This is a genomic window from Nocardia sp. NPDC050408 (genome assembly GCF_044458905.1).
GTDB lineage: Bacteria > Actinomycetota > Actinomycetes > Mycobacteriales > Mycobacteriaceae > Nocardia.
Genome location: NZ_JBITIL010000013.1, coordinates 64,612 through 90,815 on the forward strand (window position 1 = coordinate 64,612; position 26,204 = coordinate 90,815).

The 26,204-nt window shown below is 65.5% G+C and carries 18 protein-coding genes; 7 read left to right on the top strand and 11 right to left on the bottom strand.

The window, feature by feature from the left end:
- Nucleotides 1–52: 52 nt before the first annotated feature.
- The 4 genes from ACIBJI_RS29640 to ACIBJI_RS29655 all read right to left on the bottom strand — a co-directional run bounded on the left by ACIBJI_RS29640 (nucleotide 53) and on the right by ACIBJI_RS29655 (nucleotide 9,936).
- Nucleotides 53–1,201, bottom strand: a complete 1,149-nt coding sequence (locus ACIBJI_RS29640) for a cation:proton antiporter (protein ID WP_364348908.1) — start codon at nucleotides 1,199–1,201, stop codon at nucleotides 53–55.
- A gap of 97 nt (nucleotides 1,202–1,298) precedes the next feature.
- Entirely contained in the window at nucleotides 1,299–2,978 is a 1,680-nt protein-coding gene (locus ACIBJI_RS29645) for a fatty acyl-AMP ligase (protein ID WP_397086779.1), read from the bottom strand.
- Nucleotides 2,975–9,622: an SDR family NAD(P)-dependent oxidoreductase gene (locus tag ACIBJI_RS29650; protein ID WP_397086781.1), complete on the bottom strand. Its 6,648-nt coding sequence runs from the start codon at nucleotides 9,620–9,622 to the stop codon at nucleotides 2,975–2,977. Before ACIBJI_RS29650 ends, ACIBJI_RS29645 begins: the two co-directional genes overlap by 4 nt.
- Nucleotides 9,619–9,936, bottom strand: a complete 318-nt coding sequence (locus ACIBJI_RS29655; RefSeq protein ID WP_364348899.1) for an acyl carrier protein — start codon at nucleotides 9,934–9,936, stop codon at nucleotides 9,619–9,621. Before ACIBJI_RS29655 ends, ACIBJI_RS29650 begins: the two co-directional genes overlap by 4 nt.
- Nucleotides 9,937–10,104: 168 nt before the next feature.
- On the opposite strand from ACIBJI_RS29655, the gene ACIBJI_RS29660 reads away from it, so the two are divergent.
- On the top strand, nucleotides 10,105–11,058 hold the full coding sequence (locus ACIBJI_RS29660; protein WP_364348896.1) for an MBL fold metallo-hydrolase: 954 nt from the start codon (nucleotides 10,105–10,107) through the stop codon (nucleotides 11,056–11,058).
- 19 nt (nucleotides 11,059–11,077) lie between these two features.
- Here the strand turns inward: ACIBJI_RS29660 and ACIBJI_RS29665 are convergent, their stop codons facing one another.
- On the bottom strand, nucleotides 11,078–11,716 hold the full coding sequence (locus ACIBJI_RS29665) for a Uma2 family endonuclease (protein ID WP_364348893.1): 639 nt from the start codon (nucleotides 11,714–11,716) through the stop codon (nucleotides 11,078–11,080).
- Nucleotides 11,717–11,865: 149 nt separating this feature from the next.
- On the bottom strand, nucleotides 11,866–12,840 hold the full coding sequence (locus tag ACIBJI_RS29670; protein ID WP_364348890.1) for a nitronate monooxygenase: 975 nt from the start codon (nucleotides 12,838–12,840) through the stop codon (nucleotides 11,866–11,868).
- Between the two features lie 336 nt (nucleotides 12,841–13,176).
- Between ACIBJI_RS29670 and fadD5 the strand changes: the two genes are divergently transcribed.
- Nucleotides 13,177–14,748: a fatty-acid--CoA ligase FadD5 gene (fadD5, locus tag ACIBJI_RS29675; RefSeq protein ID WP_364348887.1), complete on the top strand. Its 1,572-nt coding sequence runs from the start codon at nucleotides 13,177–13,179 to the stop codon at nucleotides 14,746–14,748.
- 267 nt (nucleotides 14,749–15,015) lie between these two features.
- Here fadD5 and ACIBJI_RS29680 read toward each other — a convergent pair whose 3' ends face one another.
- Entirely contained in the window at nucleotides 15,016–15,624 is a 609-nt protein-coding gene (locus tag ACIBJI_RS29680) for a TetR/AcrR family transcriptional regulator (protein ID WP_364348884.1), read from the bottom strand.
- Between the two features lie 120 nt (nucleotides 15,625–15,744).
- On the opposite strand from ACIBJI_RS29680, the gene ACIBJI_RS29685 reads away from it, so the two are divergent.
- Nucleotides 15,745–16,449: a methyltransferase domain-containing protein gene (locus ACIBJI_RS29685; RefSeq protein WP_396958777.1), complete on the top strand. Its 705-nt coding sequence runs from the start codon at nucleotides 15,745–15,747 to the stop codon at nucleotides 16,447–16,449.
- Here ACIBJI_RS29685 and ACIBJI_RS29690 read toward each other — a convergent pair whose 3' ends face one another.
- Nucleotides 16,450–18,822: a lysylphosphatidylglycerol synthase transmembrane domain-containing protein gene (locus ACIBJI_RS29690; protein WP_364348878.1), complete on the bottom strand. Its 2,373-nt coding sequence runs from the start codon at nucleotides 18,820–18,822 to the stop codon at nucleotides 16,450–16,452.
- A 266-nt stretch (nucleotides 18,823–19,088) separates the two neighbouring features.
- On the opposite strand from ACIBJI_RS29690, the gene ACIBJI_RS29695 reads away from it, so the two are divergent.
- Entirely contained in the window at nucleotides 19,089–19,925 is an 837-nt protein-coding gene (locus tag ACIBJI_RS29695; protein WP_364348875.1) for an SDR family NAD(P)-dependent oxidoreductase, read from the top strand.
- Nucleotide 19,926: 1 nt separating this feature from the next.
- Here the strand turns inward: ACIBJI_RS29695 and ACIBJI_RS29700 are convergent, their stop codons facing one another.
- Together ACIBJI_RS29700 and ACIBJI_RS29705 are read right to left on the bottom strand one after the other, a co-directional pair.
- Entirely contained in the window at nucleotides 19,927–20,694 is a 768-nt protein-coding gene (locus ACIBJI_RS29700) for an SDR family oxidoreductase (protein ID WP_364348872.1), read from the bottom strand.
- Complete coding sequence (locus ACIBJI_RS29705; RefSeq protein WP_396958781.1) at nucleotides 20,678–21,490, bottom strand: 2OG-Fe(II) oxygenase family protein; 813 nt, start codon at nucleotides 21,488–21,490, stop codon at nucleotides 20,678–20,680. The genes ACIBJI_RS29700 and ACIBJI_RS29705 overlap by 17 nt, the downstream gene beginning before the upstream one ends.
- A gap of 82 nt (nucleotides 21,491–21,572) precedes the next feature.
- Here ACIBJI_RS29705 and ACIBJI_RS29710 point away from each other — a divergent pair, with 82 nt between their 5' ends.
- On the top strand, nucleotides 21,573–22,166 hold the full coding sequence (locus ACIBJI_RS29710) for a GDSL-type esterase/lipase family protein (protein WP_364348866.1): 594 nt from the start codon (nucleotides 21,573–21,575) through the stop codon (nucleotides 22,164–22,166).
- A 191-nt stretch (nucleotides 22,167–22,357) separates the two neighbouring features.
- Here the strand turns inward: ACIBJI_RS29710 and ACIBJI_RS29715 are convergent, their stop codons facing one another.
- Complete coding sequence (locus ACIBJI_RS29715; protein WP_364348863.1) at nucleotides 22,358–23,722, bottom strand: AarF/ABC1/UbiB kinase family protein; 1,365 nt, start codon at nucleotides 23,720–23,722, stop codon at nucleotides 22,358–22,360.
- A 229-nt stretch (nucleotides 23,723–23,951) separates the two neighbouring features.
- On the opposite strand from ACIBJI_RS29715, the gene ACIBJI_RS29720 reads away from it, so the two are divergent.
- Both ACIBJI_RS29720 and ACIBJI_RS29725 read left to right on the top strand, forming a co-directional pair.
- A complete protein-coding gene (locus ACIBJI_RS29720) occupies nucleotides 23,952–24,731 on the top strand; it encodes a GntR family transcriptional regulator (protein WP_396958782.1) in 780 nt (259 codons plus the stop codon).
- A 400-nt stretch (nucleotides 24,732–25,131) separates the two neighbouring features.
- A complete protein-coding gene (locus ACIBJI_RS29725; protein WP_364348857.1) occupies nucleotides 25,132–26,082 on the top strand; it encodes an oxidoreductase in 951 nt (316 codons plus the stop codon).
- The last annotated feature ends 122 nt before the right edge of the window (nucleotides 26,083–26,204 follow it).

A 26,204-nucleotide genomic window follows, 5' to 3' on the forward strand; every position in this document is an offset into this window, starting at 1 on the left:
CCGACGAGTCCGAACCAAGGCTTGATCCGGCAGAAGCTATCTGGACACGGCACTAGCTTGCGCGCTTATCGGGCCGCGCGCCGACGGTTGCGATTCGGCTGGCTGCGAGTGCGGCGGCGGCGATGGTGCACAGGGCGCCGAGCATCATCGCGGATGCTTCGCCGGGCACCAGGACGTGTAGTTGTGAGCCGACGGTGACGGCGGCGACCGGGACACCGACCTGGGCCGCGGCGAGGGCGCCGAAGGCGATTGGCTGTCGCGTGACACGGGCGCTCAGGTGTACCAGCACCGCGCCGATACCGAGTGCGAAACCGAGCCCGATCAGCCGCGGGTGGTCGCCGAATTCGCGCAGGTCGAGTCGGGCGCCCAGCCAGATGAAGAACAGTGGGCCGAGGAAGCCGTCATTGATGGCGAAGAGTTGGCGGGCCACCCGCCGCGGCTCCCCGATTCCGGCGACCGCGAGTCCGGCCGCGAATCCGGCGAGCATGATCGACACCCGAGTCTGGGTTGCCAACGTGCACAGGGCGAACAGCACCGCGAGACTGACCCGCAGTTCCAGGGCGAATGCGCGCTTCTCGGACAGCCGATGCACCCGCCGCCGCCGACCCGACAGCTCCAGCTTGCGCAGCACCAGGAACAACACCATGGCGGCCGCCGCCACCGCGACGGCGCCGACTGCCGCGCGTCCCGCATTCGCCGGATCGATTACCAGCGGCAGCGCCACCACGCAGGCGGTATCGGCGATCGCGACCTGGGCGGTGAGGGCGAGTACCGGTTTACCCCGCAGGTCGAGCGAGTCGATGATCGGCAATACCAGTGCCGCCGAGGAGGACGCCATGAGCACCGCATAGACCGCACCGTGGCCGGTACCGAACCAGCGGGCCAGCCCGAATCCGGCTGCCACTGCCAATAATCCGACCAGGACGGCCCGTATCGCGCCCTTCCCGAGCGCGGAGCGTACGGCCGGATCACGCACTGGAACATGGGTTCCCGCGACGAACATGACGACCGCGAAACCCATATCGGCGAGAAAGGTGAAGATCGGGTCGGCGGTGTGCAGGACGCCGAATCCGGTGGTGCCGAAGACGATGCCCGCGAGCAGTTCACCCACGATCACCGGTATGTGCGAGTTCTGCCGCAGCGTGAGCAGCGGTCCGCACAGTCCGAGCGCGATGACCAGGGCGAGGGTGGCGAAGGTCATCGCAGATCTTTCCATCTCACGGGAATGCTTGCGCTCGCCATTGGCACATCATCGCGCCCGGTGTGGGCGAGCAGGGGGAGGTCGGCGGGTATTTCCGCTACGGCTGGGACAGGTGGCCCGCGCGGTAGAGCGCTCGGCATTCGCCGCGGCGCAGTTTGCCGCTGGAGGTCTTCGGAATCCGGCCCGGCTCGACCAGGACGACGGCTCCCGGTGTCACCTCGTGGGCGGCCGCGATGGCATTGCGGATGCGGTGGGCTAATTCCGCTGATCCGGTGGCCGCCGTGTCGGCGAGTTCGGCGACGACGACCAGATCCTCGCGATGGCCGTCATCGTCGCCGAAAGCGGCTACGTGGCCGACACGTACTTCGGGTGCGCAGTCCGAAACCGTGGATTCGATATCGGCCGGATAGTGGTTACGGCCGTCGATGACGATGAGATCCTTCAGCCTGCCAGCGATATAGAGCTGGTCTTGGTTCCGGAATCCGAGATCGCCTGTGCGCAGCCATGATTCGTCACTTCCGACCAAGGTGGCGCTGAACGCCGCTGCGGTGGCGATCGGGTTGTTGTAGTAACCGGCGCAGACATTGGGGCCGCAGACCCAGATCTCGCCGACGGTGCCCGTCGCGACCTCGGTGTGCTCATTGGGCTCTACCACCGCAACCCGCTGGCCTGCGGGTACGCCGCAGCCGACGAGTGGCACACCTTCTTGTGCGGTTTGTGCGCGGCCCTGTGCCAAGGCCGTCCGGTCGAATCGATGGGTGACGGGGTCGTTCGACTGATCGCATACGGTGACAGAGAGCGTGGCCTCGGCCAAGCCGAAGCCCGGTGTGTGGGCGTGGTGCCGGAATCCGTAGGGGGCGAAGGTTTCGGTGAAGTCGGTCAAGGCTTGGGCACGGATCGGTTCGGCACCGTTGAGCAGTGCGTCGAGGTGGGATAGGTCCAGGCCTGCCCGTTCTTCGGGCGTGGTTGCCGCGACGGATAGGGCCAGGCCGAAATTGGGGCTGCCGGTGGTTCCGGCGCGGTAGTCGCTGAGGGCGCGCAGCCAGCGGATGGGGCGTTTCACGAATTCGGCTGGCGCCATGGTGATCCCGTGTACGCCGGAGTAGAGCGGTAGTGAAAGGGCCAGGATCAAGCCCATATCGTGGAAGAACGGGAGCCAGGAAACGATGGGTTCGGTGCGCACCGCGGGTACTGCGGTCCACAATTGATCCAGTGCCGCAGCGAGATTCGCGTGGGTTACTTGGACGCCTGCCGGGGTCCTTGTCGATCCGGAGGTGTACTGGAGATAGGCCGTCTGGGTCCGATCGATGATCGGGTCGGTTGCTGTGGTGGTGGTGTGCGGTGAGAGTTTCAGCACTGGGCCTAGTTCTGGTCCGAGGATCTCGCTGGTAGTCGTGTCGGTCGGCGAGATCAGGCTCAATGCGGGTCGGGCATCGGTGAGTACACCCTCGAGCCGGGGCCGATTTCTATTGCTCGTCGGCGGAAACAGAGGCACTGCGATGCGATTGCTGTAGAGGCAGGCGAGAAAGGCTATGGCGTAGTCGATTCCGTGCGTGCATAGAATCGCCACCCGGTCGCCGGGATCGGTTGTTGCCCTGAGTCTTCGGGCCTGTGCACCTGCCGCGTGGTGCAGTTGTTCATAGGTGAGCGTGACAGGAACGCAATCCCGTCCGCGATAACGCAATTCGGTGTACGCACTGTCACTGGGCTTGGTTTGCGCCCACTCGGCAACCCGGGCGGCCAGAACGTTGGTCTGCCCCGTATACGGCGAAGTCACCGCACCCCGTCGGGTCTGACGGCGGCGACTCGGTCGGCCAAGGCGGCACCGAGTGCGGTGATGGTCGGGTGTTGGAACAGTTCGGCGGTCGAGATGCGGATATTGAGAAGGGTTTCGAGGCGGCGGCGCATTTCTATGCCGAGCAGTGAGCTCAGGCCCAATTCGTTGAAATCGGCTTCCGGGTCGAGATGGTCCGAGGTCAGGTCGAGAGTGGCGGCGAGAGCGGTGCGAATGGTCGTGGTGAGTGGTTCTATCGGATGTTGCTGCTGGGGTGCCGGATTCGGCGGTGCGGTGTCTGCTGTGGACGGTTGGTCGGTGAGCAGATTTCGCAGGCGGGTGGCGACTGGTTCGGGATCAGTGCTCGGCGTGTAGTCCAAGGCGAGCAGGTAGGGCTCGTTGTAATACATGGTCTGGGTGAGTAATTCGGTGCCGCGCGAAATATCGAATGCGGAGATTCCGGCGCGTCGCAGATGTTGTGCACCCCCCGCGCCCGCTGCGAGGCCTGAATTCCATACGCCCCAACCGATGCTCAACACGCGCCGCCCTGGATGGGATTGGGCGAGCGCGTCCATTGCGGCATTCGCGCTGGCGTAGGCCGCCTGTCCGGGTGCGCCGAGCGCCCCGGTGGCGGAGGAGAACAGCAGCACGAAGTCGGTTGGATCGGCGGCGGTGAGATCGATGAGATTGCCTGCGGCGATGGGTTTCGGTGCGAACATGCGGGCGAGTTGGCGGGTGGTGACGGCTTCGAATGCAGCGTCTTCGAGTGCGCCCGCGGCGTGGACGACGCCGCGGATGGTGGAGCCGCATTCGCGAACATCGTCGAGCGCATTGGCGAGGTCGCTGCGGTCCGCGGCGTCGCAGCGCACTACGACTATCCGGTCTTCCAGTCCGTCCAGGAGTGCGGGCACTGGTCTGGGTGCGCGAGTGAGCACCACGACGTCGTGTGCACCCGCATCGAGTAGCCAACGCACCGCGACCGAGCCGAGCGCACCCAAACCGCCGGTGACCACATAGGTGCCGTTGGGGTCGATCGAAGTTGGGGTGGTTGACCGCGGGCGGGAATGCACGAAACGGCGGGTGGTAATGGTGTCGGCGGAGATTCGCAGCTCATCGGGGAGTGGGGTGGCGATGAGTTCTTGCAGTCGGGACAGCGCGGTCGGAGACCTGTCGGTCCACACGAGTCGCACTTCGCGGCCCGATTCGAGCTGCATCGATCGCACCAAGCCGGCGATCGCCATCGGCATGTCCTGTCGGCTCCGGGCGGACGGTTGCCGACCGGTCGCGCTGGGGGTTGGGAGGATGATCGTCAAAGATGCTGTGGCGTGTTCGGATTGGACGCGTTGCAGCAGATCCAGCACTCGCCCAGTGGTGGCGATGACACTGTTCGCGGGCTCGGTCGCGTGATGTGTCGCGCCGGATTCGGCGGGCCAGATCACCACAACTGCCGTAGTCGCGGTGCCGGTGCGTCCGGCGAGTACAGCGGAGACGATCGGGCCGGCGGCATCCGGTTCGCGGGCGACGCGTTCGGTGGGCAGGGTGCGGTCGAGTTCTCTGGCCAGTCGGATGGCGAGTTGAGATTCGCCGATAACCAAGGCGCGTTGCGGTTTGGTCCTGATTCCGCGCTGGGGACTGTGCTGGAACGGTATCCACGTTTCATGGCGGAAAGGGCCGACCTGCGTTGTGGATTCGACCGTGGCGAAACGGATGCGGACACCCGAGAGCGCGAGCACCGGGACGCCGTGCTGATCGGTGCCGATGACGTCACCGGTCAGTCCAGTCGTCGATCGATCACGCACCAGCGCATGGGCTTCCAGCAGCACCAGGTCCGGTTCGGCGGACAGCCAGGCGGACTCGATGCCGATCGGCAATGCAATGGCATCGGCGGGCAGGTGGTCCCAGCTCGCGGCGGCGAGCAGATGCAGACAGCTATCGAGGGTCGCCGAGCGCTGTAGCGGGGCGGCATCGAACGATCCCACCGCACAATCGGGCCCGGCCTCGATATTGTGCAGCACGCGGAAACCGGGACCGTAGTCGAGTTGCCGTGCGCGCAACGAGTCGTAGAAAACATCTGGCGCGAGCACTCGCATCCGCCGACGCACGGCCCGATTTGCATCGACCACCCGCATCCATGCGACGATATCCCCGGGTGTGGGGTCACCGGCCAACCGTGCCGAAGCCAGCGTCCCGGCGCCTGTGACCTCCGCCTGCAACCTTCCAGCACCACCGGCCCGATAGGTGACAGCGGACAGCGCGGCGAGCCCGGTCCGCTCGTGCACCACGAAATCGGTGATCGTCCGCCCGTTTTCAGCCAGTTCGAGCAGCCTGAGCAGCCAGAACACCGCGGGGACGGTTGGTACGCCCTGCACCACGTGATCGTGGAGATCGTCTGCGGGGAACTCGGATTCAAAGACTCCGGCCGCGCTCGAATCGGTGGCATCTCGTCCGCGGCTGATCCTGGGACCGGTGGTTGTGTTCGTGTCGTAGTCGTCGCGGCCGCCACCGATGTCGAAACCTGCAGCTGCGCCCTGGCCCTGGGCATTTCGGCCGCGAGGAGCATCGAGCTGGGTGGTTGTATTCGGGTCGCGCGTATCTCGACCGTGAATGGAGTCGTGTTCGGTCGTGTCCGGGCCGTAGGCATTTCGACTGCGGACGGCATCATCTCCGATGGCTGCGCCGAAATCGGAGACCGAAGAATCGTTGACGGTGCGGCCGTTGATAGCGCGTTCGGTGGCACTGCGATGGGCGGTACCGGGCGCATTCGCAGCGACATGGCTTTCGCTGGGCCCGGTTGCGGCGTCGTGGATGATGCCGCAATTGGTGGCGGTGTCGCATGCGGTGCGGGGCTCTATGGGAGTGGTGGTCGAGGTGCCAGGCTCGGTGGCGGCGTCTCTGATGGTGTCGGATTCGGTGGTGCGGGTGTCGTCGGTGGTGTCGGGCCTGGTGGCGGTGTCGCATGCGGTGCGGGGCTCTGAGGGAGCGACGTACGAGGTACGTGGCTTGGTGGCGGCGACATGGATGGTGCCAGGCTTGGGGGCGGCGTCCCGGTCGGTGGGTCGCTTGATGGTGTCCGGTTCGGCGGTGGCGCCGGGATCGAGGCTGGTGATCAGTGGGAACCGTCGGTGGATCCATTGACGGGGTGGGGGTGGGGCGGTGAAGGGGCCGTTGGCAGCCCAATTCAGCGGGCGCCCTTCGAGGTAGAGGTTGCCGAGGCAGGTCAGGAAGGTTTTGGCCTCGTCGTCGCGGGTGGTGACCGGGTGGGTGGCGTCGGCGAATTCGGGGAACTCGCGGATTGCGGGTGTCAGTACGGGATGGGGTGTGAGTTCCAGTACCGTTGCGAATCCATCGTCGGCTGCTTGTCGCAGTGCGGCAGCCAGTTCGACGGTCCTCGAGGCATTTTCGGCCCAGTAGTCGGCATCCATCGCGGCCGTGGTTATCGTTTCGCCTCGACGCGCCGTCGAGTACACCGGGACGCGCGGCACCTGCGTGGTGAGTCCGTCGAGTGCGTCGACGAATTCGGGCAGGAGTGCGCCGACTTGCGAGCTGTGGGCGGCGAAGTCGACGGCGATCCGCTGCGCGAATATCTGCCTGCGCTTGGCACGGCGGACCAGTGCGTCGATGTAGCGTGGCGCACCGGAGATCACCACCGAACGCGGTCCATTGACAGCAGCGATCGCTACCGTCGCGTGCAGTGGCTCGACCAGCCGCGCCGCCTCATCCGCTGTCGCCTCCAGCAGCGCCATCGCACCGTGTCCGTCGAGGCGCGCCAGAATCCGGCTGCGCTGCACCACGACTCGGGCCGCATCCGAAAGCGATAACGCGCCGCTCACCGCGGCCCCGGCCACTTCGCCGAGACTGTGCCCCACCACCGCATCCGGTTCGATGCCCCACGCGGCGAGCAGTTCGGCGAGCGCCACCTGGAATGCGAATATCGCCGGTTGCACGAGTTCCGTCGCGCTGGTCCCGTTCGTCGCACCACTGAGCGCGAACCCGTTGCGCGGCGTCCACACTCGCCGGCCGCCCGCCACCGCAATCGCATCCGCGGCAGCGGTCACCGCATTCGCGAAGACCGGATAGCGAGCCGCAAGACCTCGCCCCATCTTGGAATACTGCCCACCCTGCCCAGAGAACAGGAAAAGCAGGCCACCCCGCCGCCGCACCGAACCAGCGCCGATCACCCCACCCCCGGACTGCCCACTTGCCACCGCACGCAACTGGTCCACGGCATCATCCAGATCCCGCGCAACCACTGCCGCCCGGGCATTCTCGGGTATCAACCGCGCCGCAGCAGCCGCGAAATGCCGAAGAATTTCGCGATCGCCACTCCCTGCGCCCAAGTAGCTCGTCACAATCGCCTCGGCCGCCGCACCCATGCCTTCGTTTGAGCTGCTGCTTGCGTGCTCGTGTGGGCTGCTGTTTGTGGGTTCGTGTGGGCGGCTGCTTGCGTGCTCGTGTGGGCCGCTGTTTGTGGGTTCGTGTGGGCGGCTGCTCGCGTGCTCGTGTGAATCGCTGTTTGCATGCTCGCGTGAATCGCCGCTAGTGCCCTCGCGGGAACCACTGCTTGTGCCGTCGTGCGAGTCGCTCGTGCGCTCGAGCAAAGTGCGAAACGTGCCCTCGGCCCTGCGGTTGCTGGTTTCGTCATGCGAGGCGCTGCTTGCGCCTATACCTGAGGCGGTGCTCATGTGATCGTGCGTGGCGTTGCTGGGTGAGTCGCCGCTCATGTCCTCGCCCGCGCCGCTCGTGTCCTCGCCCGAAATGCGCTTGATAGCCGCGCGCCGCGGGGTAGTGGTGTTGTCTCGCGACGCGCTGCTTGCGCCGTTGTAGGGAAGGACGCTGGTGTTGTCGCGTGATGCGCAGCTGGTGCTGTTGCCCGAAGCGGTGTTCACGCGATCGTGCGTGGCGTTGCTGGGTGAGTCGCCGCTCGTGTTCTCGCCCGCTCCGCTCATGTCCTCCCCTGACATGCGCCTGGTAGCCGCACGCTGTGAGGTAGGGGCGTCGTCTCGCGATGCGCGGCTGGTGCCGTTGTCCAAGGCGGTGTTCATGTGATTGTGCGTGGCGTTGTTGGGTGAGTCGCCTCTCGCGTTCTCCCCCGCACTGCTCATGCTCTCGCGCGACATGCGCCTGGTGGCCGCAGGCTGTGGGGTAGGGGTGTTGTCGCGCGACGAGCTGCTGGTGCCGTGGTCCGAAGCGGTGTTGTCGCGCGATGCGCTGCTGGGCATGCCACGTGAAACGTCGCTTGTGCCGCCTGACGACAGATTGCTTGCGCCGACACGCTCGAGCAGCTCGCCCCACCGCAACGCGTGCGAGCGCAGCTCCGCCATGTCGCGACCGGTGACTGGAAGCAGCACGGGCGGTTCATAACTCCGGTGACGCGCTGCCTCGAGACCGCGCAGCACCACGTGCGCATTCGTCCCGCCGAATCCGAATGAGCTGACTCCGGCAAGCCGCGCTTCCAGCGGTTTGTCGGTCCAGTCGATAGGTTCGATCGGCACGCGCAGCCCATGCTCGGCGAGTTTCAGCAGCGGATTCTCGGTGTGGAAATTGATGGTCGGCGGGATTACCCCGTGCCGGATGGACAGCGCCGCCTTGACCATTCCGGTGACTCCGGCGGCCGCCTCCAGATGCCCGATATTGGATTTGAGCGAGCCGATCCAGGTCGGTTCGGCCTCGCTTCCGACTACCGCGGCGAGCGCGCCCACCTCGACTGCATCACCCAATGGTGTTCCGGTGCCGTGACATTCGATGTACCCGATCGCACGCGGATCGAGACCTGCCAAGGCAGTACGAATAACCTCCTGCTGGGCCCGTCCGTTCGGCGCGTACAGCCCGTTGGACCGCCCGTCCGAACCGACTGCCGTGCCGAGGATTTCGGCATATACCCGATGTCCGTCCCGCAGCGCATCGGCGGTGCGCCGCAGCACCACTACGGTGCATCCATCACCGCGGGTATATCCGTCGGCCGCGGCATCGAACGGTTTGCACCGTCCATCGGGCGCGAGGAACCCGCCTTCGGCCAGGTACGCCGAAGTATGCGGCAGCAGTGGGAGATTCACCCCGCCGACGATCGCGAACGGCACGGAGTCATCGGCCAGCAGGCGCACCGCGAGATCCACGGCGGCCAGCGAGGACGAGCAGGCGCTGTCCACTACCAGACTCGGTCCGTGCAGGTCGAGGACATAGGACAGCCGGTTGGCGATGATGCTGAGCGCCGATCCGGTGACCGCATACGGCGCATCGTGCCCATCGCGGCCGAGCACCGCGATGCCGTGATCGTAAGCGCACGCACCGAACACCACCGCAGCCCCGGAACCCCTGGTGTGATAGCCGATTCCGGCATCGTCGAGCGCCTCGATCGCGACCTCGAGCGCCAGCCGCTGCTGCGGATCCATCAGCGCGGCCTCGCGACCGGAGATGGCGAACCAGTCGTTGTCGAATGCATCGATATCGGCGAGATATCCGGCGTGCCGTGTGCCCGGTCGACCGGGCGGCGGCGCTCCGGTGGCATCCCGGCCATCGCACAGCATCCGCCAGAACTCGGGCACGCTCGAAGCTCCCGGCACCCGGCAGCCGATGCCCACGATGGATACCGGCGGATACGGCCGGACGGAGGCGGGCTGGCCTGTCCGATTTGTGGGCAAGCTGTTCATCGCATCGCGAGATACTCGACAAGCTGCTCGATGTCCGGATGGTCGTATAGCGCGGTGAGCGAAACCTCGACTCCCATGGCATCTTCCAGATGCGCTGTCAGCCGCGCCAATTGCAGCGAGCTGAGGCCGAGATCGCTGAACGGTGCATCGGTCGAGACCGCTGCGGCATCGACATTCAGCAGGTCGGCGATGGCGGCGGTGGCAGCGCTCAGTAGCGCGGCACGTCGCGAACCGAATATGTTCGAAACACCGTCGGCGACTGTTCGCAGGTCGCTCGAGACAACACCCTGCCCGTCCGGAAGATCAGGCCCCATCCGTCCTCCTCCCGTCGCCGGAGGGCTGCTGCCCCCACGCCGGTACCCCTGCCGATTATGCCGTAGATATCGGCGCGATCAAGGTGTCCCTCAGGCGGGTGTATTGTCCGGAATTGTCCTGCATACCCGGCTCTTTCGCCGTCTACCATGATCGCCTACGGTGGCACTGTGCCCGAATCCGGAACCGAGCGGACGCCCACCCTGCCGACCGTGCTGCGCTGCTGCGCCGCCCTGGCGGCCACACCTGGTCGACTGCTGCGCCCGCGTCGCCCCGATAGCGTGTTGCTGGCCGGTCTGGAGCCGGTCCCGCTGCCGCAGACCAAGGTGACTGTCGGACTCACCGTCCTGATGCAGGCCCGTATGGCCGCCCCCGCCACGATTGTCGCTGAGGGCGTGCGCAGCCTGCGCGAATTGCCGATGACCATGTCGGCCTATCTGATCGAACATCCGAAGGCGCGATTCCTGGTCGATCCGGCCCTGTGCGCGGGGGTGCACGATCGGGTGCTGCCCGAGCTGCCGTTCCCGATTCCACTGTTGGTCGCACCCGATAAGCCGGTGCTCGGCCTCTCGGACGCACTGGCCGCCCGCGATATCGCCGTCGATGCAATCGATTTCGTACTGCCGACCCACCTGCATTGGGATCACGTCTCCGGCCTGCTGGAGCTGCCCGATTCCGTGTCCATCCGACTACCCGCCGTCGAACGCGCGTGGGCACTCGACGGCCCGCATGCCCCCGTCGGCGTTGCCCGAGGCCCGCTGCGCGGGCGCACCTTCGACACCTTCGAACTAGACGGACCGCCGGTGCTCACCTTCCCGCGCAGTCTGGACCTGTTCGGCGACGGTTCGGTGCTGCTCGTCGACCTCGCCGGACATACCCCGGGCAGTATCGGCGTCCTGCTCGCGGTCGACGACGGCACCCGGGTGCTGCTCGCGGGCGACGCGGTGTGGAACAAACTCCAGGTCGAGCTGATCCGCGAAAAGGCTCCCATGCCCGGCCAACTCTTCGATGCCGACCGCGATGCCACCTTCGCCACCATCCATCGCCTACACGCCCTACCCGACGGCATCGAAATCGTCGCCGCCCACGACTACTCCGCGGTCGAGGCACTGGCGGCGAGATAGGACCTGGTCTGCGCGAAATTCAGTCGATGCCCTCGTCGAGTTGCTGCCAAGTGGCGTGCACCTCGAACGGCACCAGCGAATCGATCGCGCTGGCAGAACGGTCCGATCGGGTGTGATGTCCAGCCGAAACGTACTCCCCGGCCGAGTTGAGCGTCAGCATCTCGATCGAAACCGCGGGACCGTCCTCATTGGCCATCCGGACGATCCAGTAGTGCTGTATCTCGAACCGGGCATATTCGGCACGATTGTCGACCAAGTCAGCAGTGATCGTGGTCGGCGAGACCACCTCGACCACCAGCACGGCGTCCGCGGCTGTCGGCTTCATCCGCCACTTCGGTCGAGGCTCATCGATGCAGCGGTAGACGATGACGTCCGGCCGCTTGTAATGGAAGGGGACCTCCGAGACCAACATGTCCACATCCCGGTTGACCCGCAAGCACGGCTCCGCTGAACCGCGCTTGGCATGGCCGTCCAGCAGTGCCCGTTCGATATTTCGGGCTATCGCATTGTGATTCGGCGAGGCGGATTCACAGTGGATGATCATCCCGTCTCTGATCTCGACATTGCGCGCCATGTCCTCTGGCATGGACAGGTAACCGTCTATATCCACCGGCAGGATGTAGGTCTTCGGCAGAGACCAGTCGAACGCTTCCGACACGGATGACCGTCCTTTGGCTGGTAGTCAACGTCATCGTAGGTCAGCTTGTCGACTGACCTCGGTCGCGGTAACCCCCGATGGAGTGCGACGGGCCTGGTTCGACTATGGGACGAGCCCTGGCGCTCGGTCCAGGGTTTCGCAACGAGTCCCTAGGCGACTACCTTCTCCGCGAGGCGCGCGGTGATCAGCTCCTCCGCCTCGGCGACCATCCGGCTGATCAGTTCGGCGCAGGACGGGATGTCGTGGATGAGACCCTGGGCCAGGCCCGCCGACCAGATGCCCGCATCGAGATCGCCCTCGTCGAAGACGCGGCGTCCGCGCGCACCCGCGACCAGATCGCGGACATCGTCGAAAGTGCCACCGGCCTTTTCGATTTCGACGACCTTGCGGCTGATTTCGTTATCCGCGACGCGCGCGGTGTTGCGCATGGTCCGGAAGATCAGCTGGGTGTCGAGTTCGGAGTTGGCGACGATCTGTTCCTTGACCTTCTGGTCGATCGCCGATTCCTGCGTGCACAGGAAGCGCGTGCCCATGTTGACGCCGTCGGCACCGAGCGCGAGGGCCGCGACCAGTCCTCGGGCATCGGCGATACCGCCGGAGGCGATCATCGGAATGTCGAGCACCCGTGCGGCTGCCGGGATCAGGATCAGTCCGGGAATATCGTCCTCACCCGGATGTCCGGCACATTCGAAACCGTCGATGCTGACACCGTCGACGCCGATCTTCTGTGCCTTCAACGCATGCCGGACGCTGGTGCACTTGTGCAGCACCTTGATACCGGCCTCCCGGTAGTACGGCAGGAAGGGCTCCGGATTGCTGCCCGCGGTCTCGACGATCTCGATGCCGCTCTCGATGATCGCCTGCACGTATTCGGCGTACGGCGGCGGATTGATCGACGGCAGGATCGTGACGTTCACGCCGAACGGCTTATCGGTCAACGCCCTGGTCCGCGCAATCTCCTTGCGCAGGTCGTCGGGGGTGGGCTGGGTCAGCGCGGTGATGAAGCCGAGCCCGCCCGCGTTGGCGACGGCCGCGACGAGGCCGGCGCGGCCGACATGCATCATGCCGCCCTGCACGATCGGGTGTTCGACGCCGAATGTCTCGGTGAACCTGGTACGCAGCATTGCGCTTCTCCTATGCGTTGCGGGGCGTGCCAGTGGCGCCCTTACGCAGTGATGGTGACACGGGAATCGTCTGCTGTTCAACTCATAAGTGAGTCGGGATTCGCATAGTATTGCCGTCGGAACGGGTGTGTAGGTGGGCAGCAACTATCGAGATAGTCGGCGAATATGCAGCTAGGAGCGATTTTCGCTGTGCAAACCCGACCTCGGAACGATTAACAGCGATTCGTGACCTAGTGTCTTGCTGCCTGAATAAGTTAGTTGTTATTCTGCTCTCAGTTCAGCCCGTCGACGCCGTCGGATACACCGGCGTCCGTTCGACGGTCCGAGAGGAGTGGCATGACCACCGGTGCACAGGCGCTCGACGAGCCGATCAGGTCGCGGCGCAACCACTGGAACAACCAGATCGCATCGCATGCGCAGATGCGCCCGGACGCGGTGGCCGTGCGGTTCCGTGGTGTGGACACCACCTGGCGGCAGCTGCACGAGCGTTCGCTGAAGTTCGCCGACGCGCTCGCCCGCCGCGACATCGGCTTCGGTGACCGGGTACTGATACTGGCGCTGAACTATCCCGAATATCTCGAGGCCGTCTTCGGCATCAACGCACTCGGCGCCATCGCGGTCCCGGTGAACTTCCGGCTCACCCCGCCCGAGGTCGCCTATATCGTCAGCGATTCCCGCGCCAAGGCGATCGTCACCGACACCATGCTGCAGCCGTTGGCCACCGCCGTGCAGGGCGAGGCGACCGAGCTCGCGACCTGCATCGTGATCGGTGGCCAGACCACCGATTCGGTGCTCGGCTACGACGAAGTGCTGGCCGAGGGCGGCGAACCGCATACACCGCTGGACATTCCCGAGGACACCCCCTCGCTGATCATGTACACCTCGGGCACCACCGGCAGCCCGAAGGGTGCGGTGCTCTCCCACGCGAACATGAATGCCCAAGCGCTGACCAGTATTCGGGCCACGGATATCGGTCCCGACTCGGTCGGCTTCTGCACGTCACCGCTGTTCCATATCGCCGGACTCGGCAGTCTCGCACCGTATTTCATGCTCGGCGGCAAGATCGTGCTGCATCCACTCGGTGCCTTCGATCCCACCGAATTCCTCGAGGCCGTCGAACGTGAGCAGGCCACCACCGCCTTCTGCGTGCCCGCGCAATGGCAGATGATCTGCGAGGAGCCGACGGTCAAGCAACGCAAGCTCGCGCTGAAGGTGCTCAGCTGGGGTGCTGCCCCGGCCTCCGATACCGTGCTGCGGGCCATGGCCGACTGTTTCCCGGACGCGGTCAATGTCGCGGTCTTCGGTCAGACCGAGATGTCGCCCATCACCTGTGTGCTGGAGGGTAAGGACGCGATCCGCAAGCTCGGTTCGGTAGGCAAGCCCATTCCGACCATCCAGGCCCGCGTCGTCGACGACGAGATGAACGATGTCGCGCCCGGCGAAATCGGCGAAATCGTCTATCGCGGACCGACTCTCATGCAGGGCTACTGGAATAAGCCGGAGGCGACCGCCGATGCCTTCGCCGGTGGCTGGTTCCACTCCGGTGACCTGGTCCGTGCGGACGAGGAGGGCTTCCTCTGGGTGGTGGACCGCAAAAAGGACATGATCATCTCCGGCGGCGAGAACATCTACTGCGCCGAGGTGGAGAACGTGCTCTTCGCACATCCGAAGATCCGCGAGGCCGCGGTGGTCGGACGGGTGCACGAGAAGTGGGGAGAGGTGCCGGTTGCCGTTGTCGCCCTTGCCGATCCGGATGCCGAGCTCACGCTCGATGACCTGGCGCCGTTCCTCAACGAGAACCTGGCGCGCTACAAGCATCCCAAGGATCTGGTGATCGTGGCCGAGTTGCCGCGCAATGCCAGCGGCAAGGTTGTGAAAGTTCAGCTGCGCAAGGACTACTCGTCCTGAGCTTTTGCCGAATCGAAGACATCGGCGGTGCCGACGCCTCACGATCCCGCATGGTGATCCGACGCATCCGGGCCGCCGTACTCGCGGTGCACAGGCAGGTGAATGTCATTGGACCTGGAGGGTTCCTCGGGCCGATGCCGGCCGGTCCGGTGGCGAAGGGCGGGGCGGTGGCGCGGTCCCGCCGAGCAGGCGCTCGAGCTGATCGGGCACATCGGTATTAACGGGAGGTGGTCAGGCAGACTCAGATCTGTTTCGAGGAGTACCCGATCAGTGGCCGGCGCGGCTGACCCGTCCGGTATGTGACACCCGGCTCGTCAGGCCTGGTCCGACCAGAACTTCGAGGCGACGGTAGGTTTCGGCCGCGGGCAGCGGCGGTTCCGCGTCCGCGATCGAGCCGAGCAGGCCGACGACACCCCAGGACAGGAAGGTCATCGTCACCGCGAATTCGTCGTCGTCCATCTCGAGTCGACCCGAAAGTTGTTCGGTGAGAATTTCTTCCACCATGCGTCGGGTCGAGCGCAACAGCACTCCGGTCGCCCGGCGACCCAGTAGCGCGCGGTAGACCTCCGGATTCGCCGACGCCAGCCGGAACAGCGTGTACAGCGGTGCGAGCGGTTCCGAATGTTGCGGTGCATCAGGATCATTCGCGGCCGATTCGACATCTGCCACCGCCGCGCGCAGGTACTCGGTACTGCTGACCAGCAGCAGATCGTCCTTGTCCCGGAAGTGCGCATAAAAGGTGGAGCGTCCGACATCGGCGCGATTCAGGATGTCCTGCAACGTGATCCGGTCATAGCCGCATTCGATCATCAGCTCGATCAGCGCCCGGTGCAGCAGGCTCTTGGTGCGGCGCACCCGACGATCGGTGCTGGTCATCGGCATCCTCCGAACGCGAAGACCGCGTTGTCGTACAGATAGTGCGAATCCGTTCGTAACGGCACGATATCCGCACTTTTGCTTCTGGTCTATCCGGTCATCTGGTCCGATTATGAACTCATGACCGGAAACGCACAACAGTCCACTAACACACATGCTGACCGGAACTCCGAGATCGGCATTCTCATCACCAAACCACGCGGCTATCTCGCTGTGAAATCGGCCTTCTTGCTCGGCCGGGTCGGCAGCCTGAACGCTCGCCTCGTCGAGCTGACCGGTGCCGCCGCGGGCGATCATGCGGTCGATATCGGTTGCGGCCCGGGCCAACTCGTTCGGGCCCTCGCCGATCGAGTCGGGCCGTCCGGTCGAGTGATCGGTATCGACCCGTCCCGGGAGATGATCGATTACGCGAGCGGTCGCGCCGCCCCCCACTGCCGTTTCGAAGTCGGCGCCGCCCAGTCGCTGACCCTGCCCGATGCCTCGGTCGATGTGGTCACCTCGACCTTTGTCATGCATCACATTCCGGAGGCCCAGCGCATCGCGGCACTGGGACAGATGTTCCGGGTGCTCCGCCCGGGTGGCCGACTGCTGCTCGCCGATACCCACCCGACCGGAAAAGTCCTTCCCGCGGCGGTTCGCATCATGTCCCGATTCGCCGCCCGTCGCACCGACGACCCGCACGCGCCCGGACACCACGCGGACCCGCTGGCGGCCATCGATATCCGCCGCTATCGAGAAGCCTTGCGGACGGCCGGATTCGGGACGGTGGACTTCACCGCGATCCCACCGACGACCGGCGTGCTGGTGGCAACCAAGGACGCCTGATCAGATCAGGTCCTTCGATGTCATCCAGCGCATGCAGAACCAGCCGCAGAACACTGGCAGCCAGCAGGTGAGCACGCGGTAGAGCAGCACCGACGGCACGGCGATGGTCGCGGGCAGGCCGAAGGCGGCAAGGCCACCGATCAGTGCGGCTTCGACCGCGCCGACGCCACCGGGTGTCGGCGCGGCCGCGGCCAGGGTGCCGCCGATCATGGTGACGATGGTGAGGGTGATGAACGACGCGCCACCACCGAACGCCTCGACGCTGGCCCACAGCGCGAGCGCCAGGCCGAGTGTGATCGCACCACAGCCGAGCACGATCACCAGGAAGCGCTTGGGATCCCGGGCCAGATCGCCGAGTTCACCGAGCACCTCCTGCAACTGTGGGCGCACCGAATTGTTCAGCCAGCGACGCAGTTTCGGCACGAACATGAAGGCGCCGATAATGCCGACGCCCACACCGGCCGCTAGATAGAGCACGGTGGCGTCGGGCACGAAATGCGACAGATTCGCCGAAGTGCCCGCCGCGACACTGAACAGGATCAACAGGCTGATGTGTGTGATCACCTGTACGGCCTGCTGCAGTGCGACGGCGGCGGTGGCCCGCACCGCGCCGAGTCCGGCCTGCTGCAAGAAGCGCACGCTCAAGGCCAATCCACCGACACCCGCGGGTGTTGTCGTGGCGGCAAAGGTATTTGCGATCTGCATGATCACCAGATTGCGGAAGCTGACCAGGCGCGTGGCGCAGGCCCACAGTGCCGCCGCCGCACCGATATACGTCAGCCCCGAGAATGCGAGCCCGAGCAGCGCCCACCACCAGTTGGCGCTCCACAACTGCGAGAAGAAGGTCGGCACCGCGCTGATGAACGGATAGGCGACATAGACCAATCCGATCAGCAACACCAACTGGATGATCTGATTGCGGCTGAACCGGGTGATCTGCTCGGCCTCGATTTTGTCCTGGCCGGTCTGCTTGCGCACCTCATCGCGGGCCGAGGAGACCACCTCGCCCCAGTCCGGAATCGACTTCTTGATCCCGGCGGGCATGGCGGACTTGGTGAGTCGGCTCGCCGCGGTCAGCACCGTCTGCTCGCCGAGCGTCTCGATGGCGGTGCGCACCGCCGCTTCCTTGCCGAAGACCGCCGTGGTCGAGACCAGCAACTGCGCGACATCGGACTGCCGCTGGTTATCGGACGCGCCGAATTCCGCATTGATGAATCCGCTGAACAGCGTGGTGCCGTTCTCGATTCGGATCTCGGCGGGTCGCAGATCGCCGTGCGAGATCTGGCCGCAGTGCAATGCGGACAGCGATCGCCATACCCCGGCGAGCTCGTGATCGGAGGTTTCGTCGAGCGGCCTACCCCGAGGCATGGTGTGCGCGTACAGCATCCAGCCGCGCTCGAGTGCCGCGACGGCGACCTGCTGCACGGCGGCCAGACCCATTTCGCCGGCGGCGATGGCCACCAGCGCGCGGTGCTCGACGGCGCGGTGCATCGAGCCGTGCAGTGCCGCCGTTTCGCTGGTGCGGAAGGTGAGCCAGCGCCACAGCTGGCGCAGCGCACCGAAGCTGCGCTGGTTCTTGCCGAACAGCTCTACGGTCAACTCGCGCTCCGGACCGTCGATGGTCGCGGCGAGCACCAGCGGACCACGCCCGGCGGGATGCAGCACGGTGAATGCGGTGACGGTATGTCCGCGCCTGGCCAGCACCCGCACCGCCGCCTCCAACGGCACCTCCAGCGCCGGTGTGCCGACCACCAGCATGATCACCGCGCCGACCAACCAGCCGACCGCGAGTCCGAACATGGCCCGCGCGGGCACCACCGTGCTGACCACCAGGTGGATCGGTGCGAACGCCAGCAGCAGGAACCACAGCCAGCGCCGCGGTCGGGTCGGCAGCCATGGACTGGATAGGGTCAGCACGGCGGCGAGCATGGCGATCCAGCGCGGATCGTCCAGGAACTGCGAAAGGAAGGTATCGAGCCGGTCCGGCACCTGCAGATGCCATTGCGGCGCGGACAATCCTGTTCCGGTGATCGATAGCAGCAGGCCCGCGACCAATCCCGCGGCCGCGTAGCCCGCGAGCAGCTTCCACTGCCTGCTGATGATCAATTCGATGAGGATCGCGAACGGCAGCGCCAGAATCGCCGTGCCGTAGACCAGGTACACCAGATTGGACTGGTCCGGATTGAGGAATCCGACGATATTCGAGACCGAACGCTCCAGTGCCAGCCACTCCGGCCGGGTGATCAGCGAGGCGGCGACGATCACGCCGACCCACAGTGCCGCGAGTACGACACGGATGATGTCACTGGTCCGCCGGATCAGCGGTTGCAGCAGGCTCCCCGTGACCGGGATATCCCGCCCGTCAACTCGCATCTCATGGCCCTCCGCTCCTCCGCCTCCCCGGGCCTTTTGCCGGTCGTAGGTGAGTCCTAACGTACCGTCGCGGGCCGACGGTTCCCGGAGTGGCTGAGTTCTGGGCGTCCCCGGCGAGCTACCCATGTTCGTACTAGATCAACTGTTGCGTTGGCAGCACGATACACAGCAGTCGGTTCCCACCGACCTACCGGTTGGTAGACGGTCTTGCCGAATCCGTTCCGGCCGATGAGGATCAGCACGAATCAGCCGACGGAAGGCAGGACATGGCAGCACAGGATCTATCCGGGAAGACGGTGGTGGTGACCGGCGCCAGCTCCGGCATCGGCGCCGAGGCGGCGGCGAAGCTGGTGGCGCACGGCGCGACCGTCGCGGTGGTCGGGCGCTCGCCGGAGCGCACCGCCGCGGTGGCGGCGCGGATCGGCGCGGAGTCGTTCATAGCCGATTTCGCCCGCTTCGACGAGGTGCGCAAACTCGCCGATCAGCTGCTAGATCGCTATCCGCGCATCGATGTGCTCGCCAATAACGCCGGCGGCGCGTGGGCCGAACGCACCGTCACCGATGACGGCAATGAGCTGACCTTCCAGGTAAATCACCTGTCGCCGTTCCTGCTGACCGCCCTGCTGCTGGATCGGCTGGTGCAGTCGCAGGCCAGGGTCGTCAATACCGCGAGCATGACCTACCGGATGGCGAAGCTGGACCTCGACACCGTCAACGCATCGACCGGCTCGTTCAACCAGCTGGGCGCCTACGGCACTTCCAAGCTCGCCAACATCATCTTCACCAGGGAGCTGGCCCGCCGCACCGAGGGCAGCGGGCTGGTCACCGCCGCATTCCATCCGGGCGCGGTCGCCACCCATGTCTACGACAATGCTCCGCTCGGACTCGGCGCGTTCATCCGTTCGCCGCTGTCACGGCCCTTCTTCATCCGGGCAGATAAGGGCGCGGATCCACTGGTGCACTTGGCGACTACGTCGGAGGAGATGAACGGCAAGTACTTCCACCGGTTCAAGGAGGAACAGCCGCGGAACAGGCGGGCCGTGGATGCGGAACTCGCGCAACGGCTTTGGACCATGTCCGAGGAGATCACCGCAACGGCGTAGGTCAATGGGCGTCCGCACCGAGTGCGTGACGCCCAACCTCGGCCGCCACCGCGACGGTGAAGATTTCGCCGGTCATCTCGCCTCGATCGAGTTCGACAATGGCCCGCACCACCTGTTCGGTGGACACCGTCGCGGGAAAATCGTTGGGCGCGATGGCATTAGCCCGCACCCCGAACTCCTCGAATTCGGCCGCGATATGCCGGGTCAGGTGGTTGAGCGCCGCCTTGGACGCCGCGTAGAGCGCCTGTCCGCCGGGGTACACCCGCGAACCCGCAATGCTGGAGACATTCACGATATTGCGATTACGGGCCCGGTTCTCGTCTCCGGCGTGCACCCAGCTGCGCTGCGCCAAGCGCGCCGACAAACGCAGCGGCACACCGACATTGACCGCGAAATGCGGATCGAATTCGTCGAGCGCGGCGTCACCGTCGACGATACCGCGCGGCTGAAATCGGCTGTGCGCGGCATTGTTGACCAGCAGATCGATATGCCCGAAGCGGGCAAGTGCGATATCGATGACGCGCTCGACTTCACCCGCTTCGGTGAGATCGGCCTTGATCACGAATATCCGCGAAGCATTCTCCGGCACGGGCATTTCCGGTTCGAAGGGATCGACGAACCATTCGAGCTGTGACGGTGCCGCCGGGGTGCGATTGCGACAGACCGCGATGATGTCGTAGTCGGTGTACAGGCCGCGGCAGAAGGTATCACCCAGGACGCCACCCGCCCCGGTGAGCAGGCACACCCGGCGTTCAGTGCCACTGCGCAATGCTGTCTCCTCCCCAGCGCCGCACCACGTCTTCCTTCGGCCGGTGCAGCCACATCACCACGCTATTGCGCGCGGCGGCGTTATTGCCGACGAACGTATGCCAGGAGCGCGGTGTGCACTCGAACAGCAGCAGCGAGTTGTTCAGGGGCGGAATCGTCAGTGCGGGAACCGGGTTCGCGCCGATATGCGCATACAGCGCGGTCTCGCCGCCATCGCCCGGCTGCCAATCCGGATTGCCGAAATAGAACAGCACCGCGACGGCGCGCACCGTCTCCCGCGCGAAGACCTCCGGCGTCCGCGGGCCGATCTTCAGATCCACCTCCGGATCCACGGTCCTGACCTCGCCCGGCCCAGGCGCCACCCCCTTGAACCAGGCCGGATTCAAATCATTGTGCGGTGACCCCGACGGGCTCCCCGGCCGATGATGGTGCACCGACCCCTCGACATCACCGGTGGTAGCCACCCCAGCTACCCGCGCGATCAGGTCATGCCATTCCCGCGAGAGAAACAGCGCCAACGGCCCGTCCCGCAGTCCGGCCAGTGAGGCCCCGACCGCACCGTAATCGGCCGCCACCGTTCCGAACGACTCCGGCCGCTCGCGGCGCACCCGCGCCAACTCATCGGCCAACCGCCCATAGAACTCGGGCACGAAAACATCCCGGGCATATACATGCGGAAACGGCTCGACCCGGCGAATCCAGCGGCGATGCGCGAACAAACCCGTGAACCACGGCGGCGCCGCGGCCACTGTGGATTCGGCTACCCCTGTCAACTTCAATCCCTCCCGAATGACCACAGCGATCCTAACGGGCACGACCGGAGTCCGTGCGGCGGTAGCCGGGCCCTGCTCCGCGGCGAGCAGTTGCGAAGATCGCCGGATGTGGAACGACCTTCGCGTGTGCTGCATCGGTGATTCTTTCGTCGCGGGTGTCGGCGACGCGCAGTGCCTCGGGTGGGTCGGTCGCCTGGCCGCCCAGACCTACGCGAATGGCCAGCCGCTCACCACCTACAACCTGGGTGTGCGGATGCAGACTTCGACCGAGATCCTCGGCCGCTGGCAGACCGAATGCGCCCCACGATTTCCCGACGGCTGCGATGCCCGCCTGGTTGTCTCGTTCGGCGTCAACGACACCACCATCATCGACGGACAGCCCCGAGTGGCTCCCGAACAATCGGCGGCCAACCTGTCCGAGCTGCTCACACAGGCCGCCGAGCTGCCGGTCCTGGTCGTCGCGCCGCCGCCCATCGATGACATCGACCACAACGCCCGGACCGCCGCGCTCGACGAACATTTCGCCGAGATCTGTGCTGCCGCAGCGGTCCCGTACGTGCGCGTCCATCGACCGCTGCGCGACAGCGCGGTATGGATGCGCGAGGTGCGCGCGGGCGACGGCGCGCATCCCGGCGCGGGCGGTTACGACGAATTGGCCGCCCTCATCCGGCCGCACTGGCGAGAGTGGTTGGCACGCTGACCAATCCGGGCGCGTGGCCGTGAGCCTGGCGGCGATGAGCCGATCGAGGGCCGCGATGATCGGTATCCACCCATCGCCGAGAAGTCGGAATCGTCGGTGGCGGGAAGTTCGGCGCGCGAATCGCTCTGTCTGAGACGCAATGTCTCGGGTTGGTGTCTCGGCGGCGTCGGGGCAGGTCAGCGCGGTTGGGCTCAGCCCACAGACATGCGCCGCGCATCCGCTTCGGCCCGCTTGCGCCGAGCCACCGCTAGATCGACCGGCACTGCGTCCTGCTCCGCGGGGCGAGTCACCAACTCGTGCAACGTCGGATGCCACCGCCCGACTTCGTCGCGGAACGAACCTTCGGTCTCCAACTGACCGATCGCACCGATCAGCGTGAGCATCGATCGCGCGAACGGCGTGAAGCGCGCGGGCATAGTGCCTTGACGCAGGGCATTCGTCAACCGCGGATTCGTCACCCGCAGTACCTGTTTGCGCAGCCAGCGCATGGTGAACCGGTAGTTCGCGTGCCGGAAAGGTTCGACGCACGGCGCGACCACATGGAACAGATCCTCGGCATCGAGTACCCGGCCCGGTTCGCAGAAACCGTGCCGTCGTACCGCCGCCTCCAATTCGGCAGGCCCGCCGTTGAACAGCGCATCGCAGTAGTCGAAGGCGAATTCCTCGAAACCCTCGGTCGGCCACGGTGTGCAGGCTCCGAAGTCCACGACGCCGAGTCGCCCATCCGGCAGCACCCGGAAATTGCCCGGATGCGGGTCGCCGTAGAGCAGACCGCTGCGGATCCAACTCGATGCCATGAACCGCACCAGCTGCATACCGACCCGATCCCGCTCGGCGCGCGTACCGGAGGCGATGACGCGCGGCAGCGGCGTACCGTCCAGCCATTCGGTGACGAGCACGTCGCCGCGTTGTTCGATCACCCGCGGAATATAGAAATCCGGATCGTCGGCATAGGCCGCCGCGAAGATCCGCTGGGATTGCGCCTCGGCCGCATAGTCGAGTTCGTCGAGCACACAGGCGCAGACCGCCTCGGTCACCCCCTTGACATCCGCACCGGGCACGAAAACCGTTGCCAGCATGGAGATCCGGCGCAGCTGATCCAAGTCGTTCGCGACCGCCTGCTTACCGCCGGGATACATGATCTTCACCGCGACGGGCGTACCGTCACGCCATACCGCGCGATGCACTTGGCCGAGCGAGGCCGCGGCCGCGCGCCGATCGTCGAATTCCCGGAAATGCCAACGCCAGTCCTCCCCCATGCTGGCGGCCATCGCCGCGTGCACCGAACGCGGCAGCATCGTCGGCGCGGAATCCTGCAACCGGCTCAGCGCGACTTTGTATGGCTCGGCGAGTTCCGGCGGCAGTGCGAGTTCGTAAATGGCAAGCAGCTGACCGAGTTTCGCGGCACAGCCTTTCAGTTCGCCGAACACCTCGAAGATGTGCTGTGCGGTGCGCATTTGGATTTCACGATTGACCTCGGCGGCCGGTCGGCCGAGTGCGCGCTTACCCACACCTGCGGCCTGACGGCCGGCGAAGGCGACCGGCAGCGCCGCCAATTTCGCATTGCGAACTGCCGTACGAACTGGAGGTTTACCGTTCGACCTCATCGCGAAAATGCGTGCATGTCTAGTTGTCGAACTCTCGGCCGATCGACCGTCGCCACGCTGAATTGTCATGACTCACCTCGCACCGCACACTGACCAGTGTTACACAGGTGCAGTCTCGCACAGGAGAGCATAGACTGTCTGGGACGTATTCGGAACCGAGTCGAAAGGTGGCATCTCGATGGGATCCCAAACGGTAGTCGCCGACGTTGCCGATGAGCTGGCACGCCGGGTTGCCGCGGGGGAATATCAGCCGGGGGATTTGATGCCGTCGGTCCGTCAGGTCGCGGAGGAGTTCGATATGAACCGCGCGACCGCGCAGTTGACCCTCGGTCGGCTGGAATCGTACGGATTCGTCGAGGCGCGACGCGGTAAGGGGTTCACGATCCGCGATGTCCGTGAGGCGGGCGGTCTCGATGTGTATCGGCACCTGTTCAGGTTCTCGGTTCCGATGCCGGATGTGGCCGTCGAGATGTTCCACGACATCGTCGAGGTGGAGCGCGGCATCGTCATGGAGGCGCTGCTCGCCTACACCAGCAGCGAACAGGAGATCGATCCGGCCGAACTCAAGGCCGCGATCGATCAACTGGAATCGCTTGCCCGACAGGAGGTCCCCGACTTCCAGCAGATCCTCGCCATCGAGATCGGTCTGGTCCGCCGGTTGCTCACCGCACTCGGGCTGAGCATGCAGCGCGCGATCATGAATTCCATCGGCGAGATGGTGCTCGAGGTGCCCGAGGCCGTCGAGGCCTTCTTCGCGGGCGCGGCCGATCTGCATGTATTGGTATGGCGTGCGCTGGTCGCGGTGTGGGATTCCGGTTCCGGCCCGTCCGACGCCCAGCTGGCGCTGTTCGAGGATCTGTTCGGGCTGTATCACAACAAGGTGATCGCCCGATTCGAGGAATTGCTCGACGTCGGGGCCGAGGACCAAGAGGATGCGGAGCAAGCGGCGACCGCCTGATCCTGCTCGGTCCTTCCGAATTCACTGTCTGAGTCATCAATTGGTCCGTGCCGCTCAACGCCGTCCGAGAGGCGTACGGTTGCCGCTGTCCGGCAAGATCGTCGCATTTGAATCTCTGTCTGGGACGGCTCGGGATTTTTGTCCTCGACCAGGCCGCCGATGGGGTGTTCGCGGCGAACTCGAGGCCAGCGCCATGCAGCTCGGGCAGGCGCTGATCGTGGCCGAGTCGAGCATGAAGCCCGACGGAGCTCCCAGAGCTGGCCATGCTCGGCCGGGTCTTCGGTGGCATCGTCGGGGTCTGCGCGCAGCTCGATGGAAGGTCCGTTCGTCGAGTTGGTCGAGCGATGGCTGCCCGGCTGCACGCGACGACGAAGCGGTCTAGATCAACCAGGAGTTCTCTGTGACATCGGTACCAATCCTGCCGCGCCGCTGGACCATTGCGGATATCGCGGACCAATCCGGAAAGACAGCCGTGGTCACCGGCGCCAATAGCGGCCTCGGCCTGCGCACCGCCGAGGCATTGGCGAGCAAGGGCGCGCATGTGCTGCTGGCCTGCCGAAATCCGCAGAAGGCCGCGACCGCACTGGATGCGGTAACGGCAGTGTCAATCGGGCCGAAACCTGAAGTGCTGCAGCTGGATCTGGCCGATCTCGCCTCGGTCGGACGCGCCGCCGAGCAGATCAACGACACCGTCGGGCGGATCGATCTGCTGATCAATAATGCGGGTGTGATGGCGGTGCCGCGCTCACGAACGGCCGATGGGTTCGACGCCCAGTTCGGCACAAATCATCTCGGGCACTTCGCATTCACCGGCGGCGTACTGCCCGCTCTCTTACGCGCCGAACAGCCCCGGGTGGTGACCGTATCGTCGGTGGCCGCGTGGGTCGGCGTGATCAACTGGCTCGACCCGAATTGGCAGCGGTTCTATCTGCGCTGGCCCGCCTACAGCCAGTCCAAATTGGCGAATCTGCTGTTCACCGCGGAACTCGAGCGCCGCGCCCGCGCGGCCGGATCCGACCTGCGTGCGGTGGCCGCGCATCCCGGAGTGTCGGCGACCCATCTCTACGACCGCGACGGTGAGAAGGGTGTGAACGGTATCTTGGCGGCGATCCCGCAGGCGATCCTGTTCGCGCTGGCCCAGTCCGACCGCATGGGCGCACTGCCGCAGCTGTATGCCGCCACGGTGCCGGCGGTACGCGGAAACTCCTATGTGGGACCGGGTTTCGAGTTCGCCGGATATCCGCGGCGGGCGCTGCGCAATCCGCTTGCCTATCGTCGCGCGACCGCGCGCAAACTGTGGGAGCTCAGCGAGCAGTTGACCGGTGTGCGTTACGACTTCTCAGTGACCTAGGTTGATATCAATGCGGTGCCGCGGCGAAGGCGGCGAGCACGAGCGAGCTGACGATCGTGACGGCAAGTACAGCCAGCACCACCAGATTTCGCCGTTGCGGCAGATCGGCATGCATCAGATTC

Coding starts and splice junctions, on each gene's coding strand:
- ACIBJI_RS29640 (WP_364348908.1), bottom strand. CDS start 1,201: ATGACCTTCGCCACCCTCGCCCTGGTCATCGCGCTCGGACTGTGCGGA.
- ACIBJI_RS29650 (WP_397086781.1), bottom strand. CDS start 9,622: ATGAACAGCTTGCCCACAAATCGGACAGGCCAGCCCGCCTCCGTCCGG.
- ACIBJI_RS29655 (WP_364348899.1), bottom strand. CDS start 9,936: ATGGGGCCTGATCTTCCGGACGGGCAGGGTGTTGTCTCGAGCGACCTG.
- ACIBJI_RS29670 (WP_364348890.1), bottom strand. CDS start 12,840: ATGCTGCGTACCAGGTTCACCGAGACATTCGGCGTCGAACACCCGATC.
- fadD5 (WP_364348887.1), top strand. CDS start 13,177: ATGACCACCGGTGCACAGGCGCTCGACGAGCCGATCAGGTCGCGGCGC.
- ACIBJI_RS29680 (WP_364348884.1), bottom strand. CDS start 15,624: ATGACCAGCACCGATCGTCGGGTGCGCCGCACCAAGAGCCTGCTGCAC.
- ACIBJI_RS29685 (WP_396958777.1), top strand. CDS start 15,745: ATGACCGGAAACGCACAACAGTCCACTAACACACATGCTGACCGGAAC.
- ACIBJI_RS29690 (WP_364348878.1), bottom strand. CDS start 18,822: ATGCGAGTTGACGGGCGGGATATCCCGGTCACGGGGAGCCTGCTGCAA.
- ACIBJI_RS29695 (WP_364348875.1), top strand. CDS start 19,089: ATGGCAGCACAGGATCTATCCGGGAAGACGGTGGTGGTGACCGGCGCC.
- ACIBJI_RS29710 (WP_364348866.1), top strand. CDS start 21,573: ATGTGGAACGACCTTCGCGTGTGCTGCATCGGTGATTCTTTCGTCGCG.
- ACIBJI_RS29720 (WP_396958782.1), top strand. CDS start 23,952: ATGGGATCCCAAACGGTAGTCGCCGACGTTGCCGATGAGCTGGCACGC.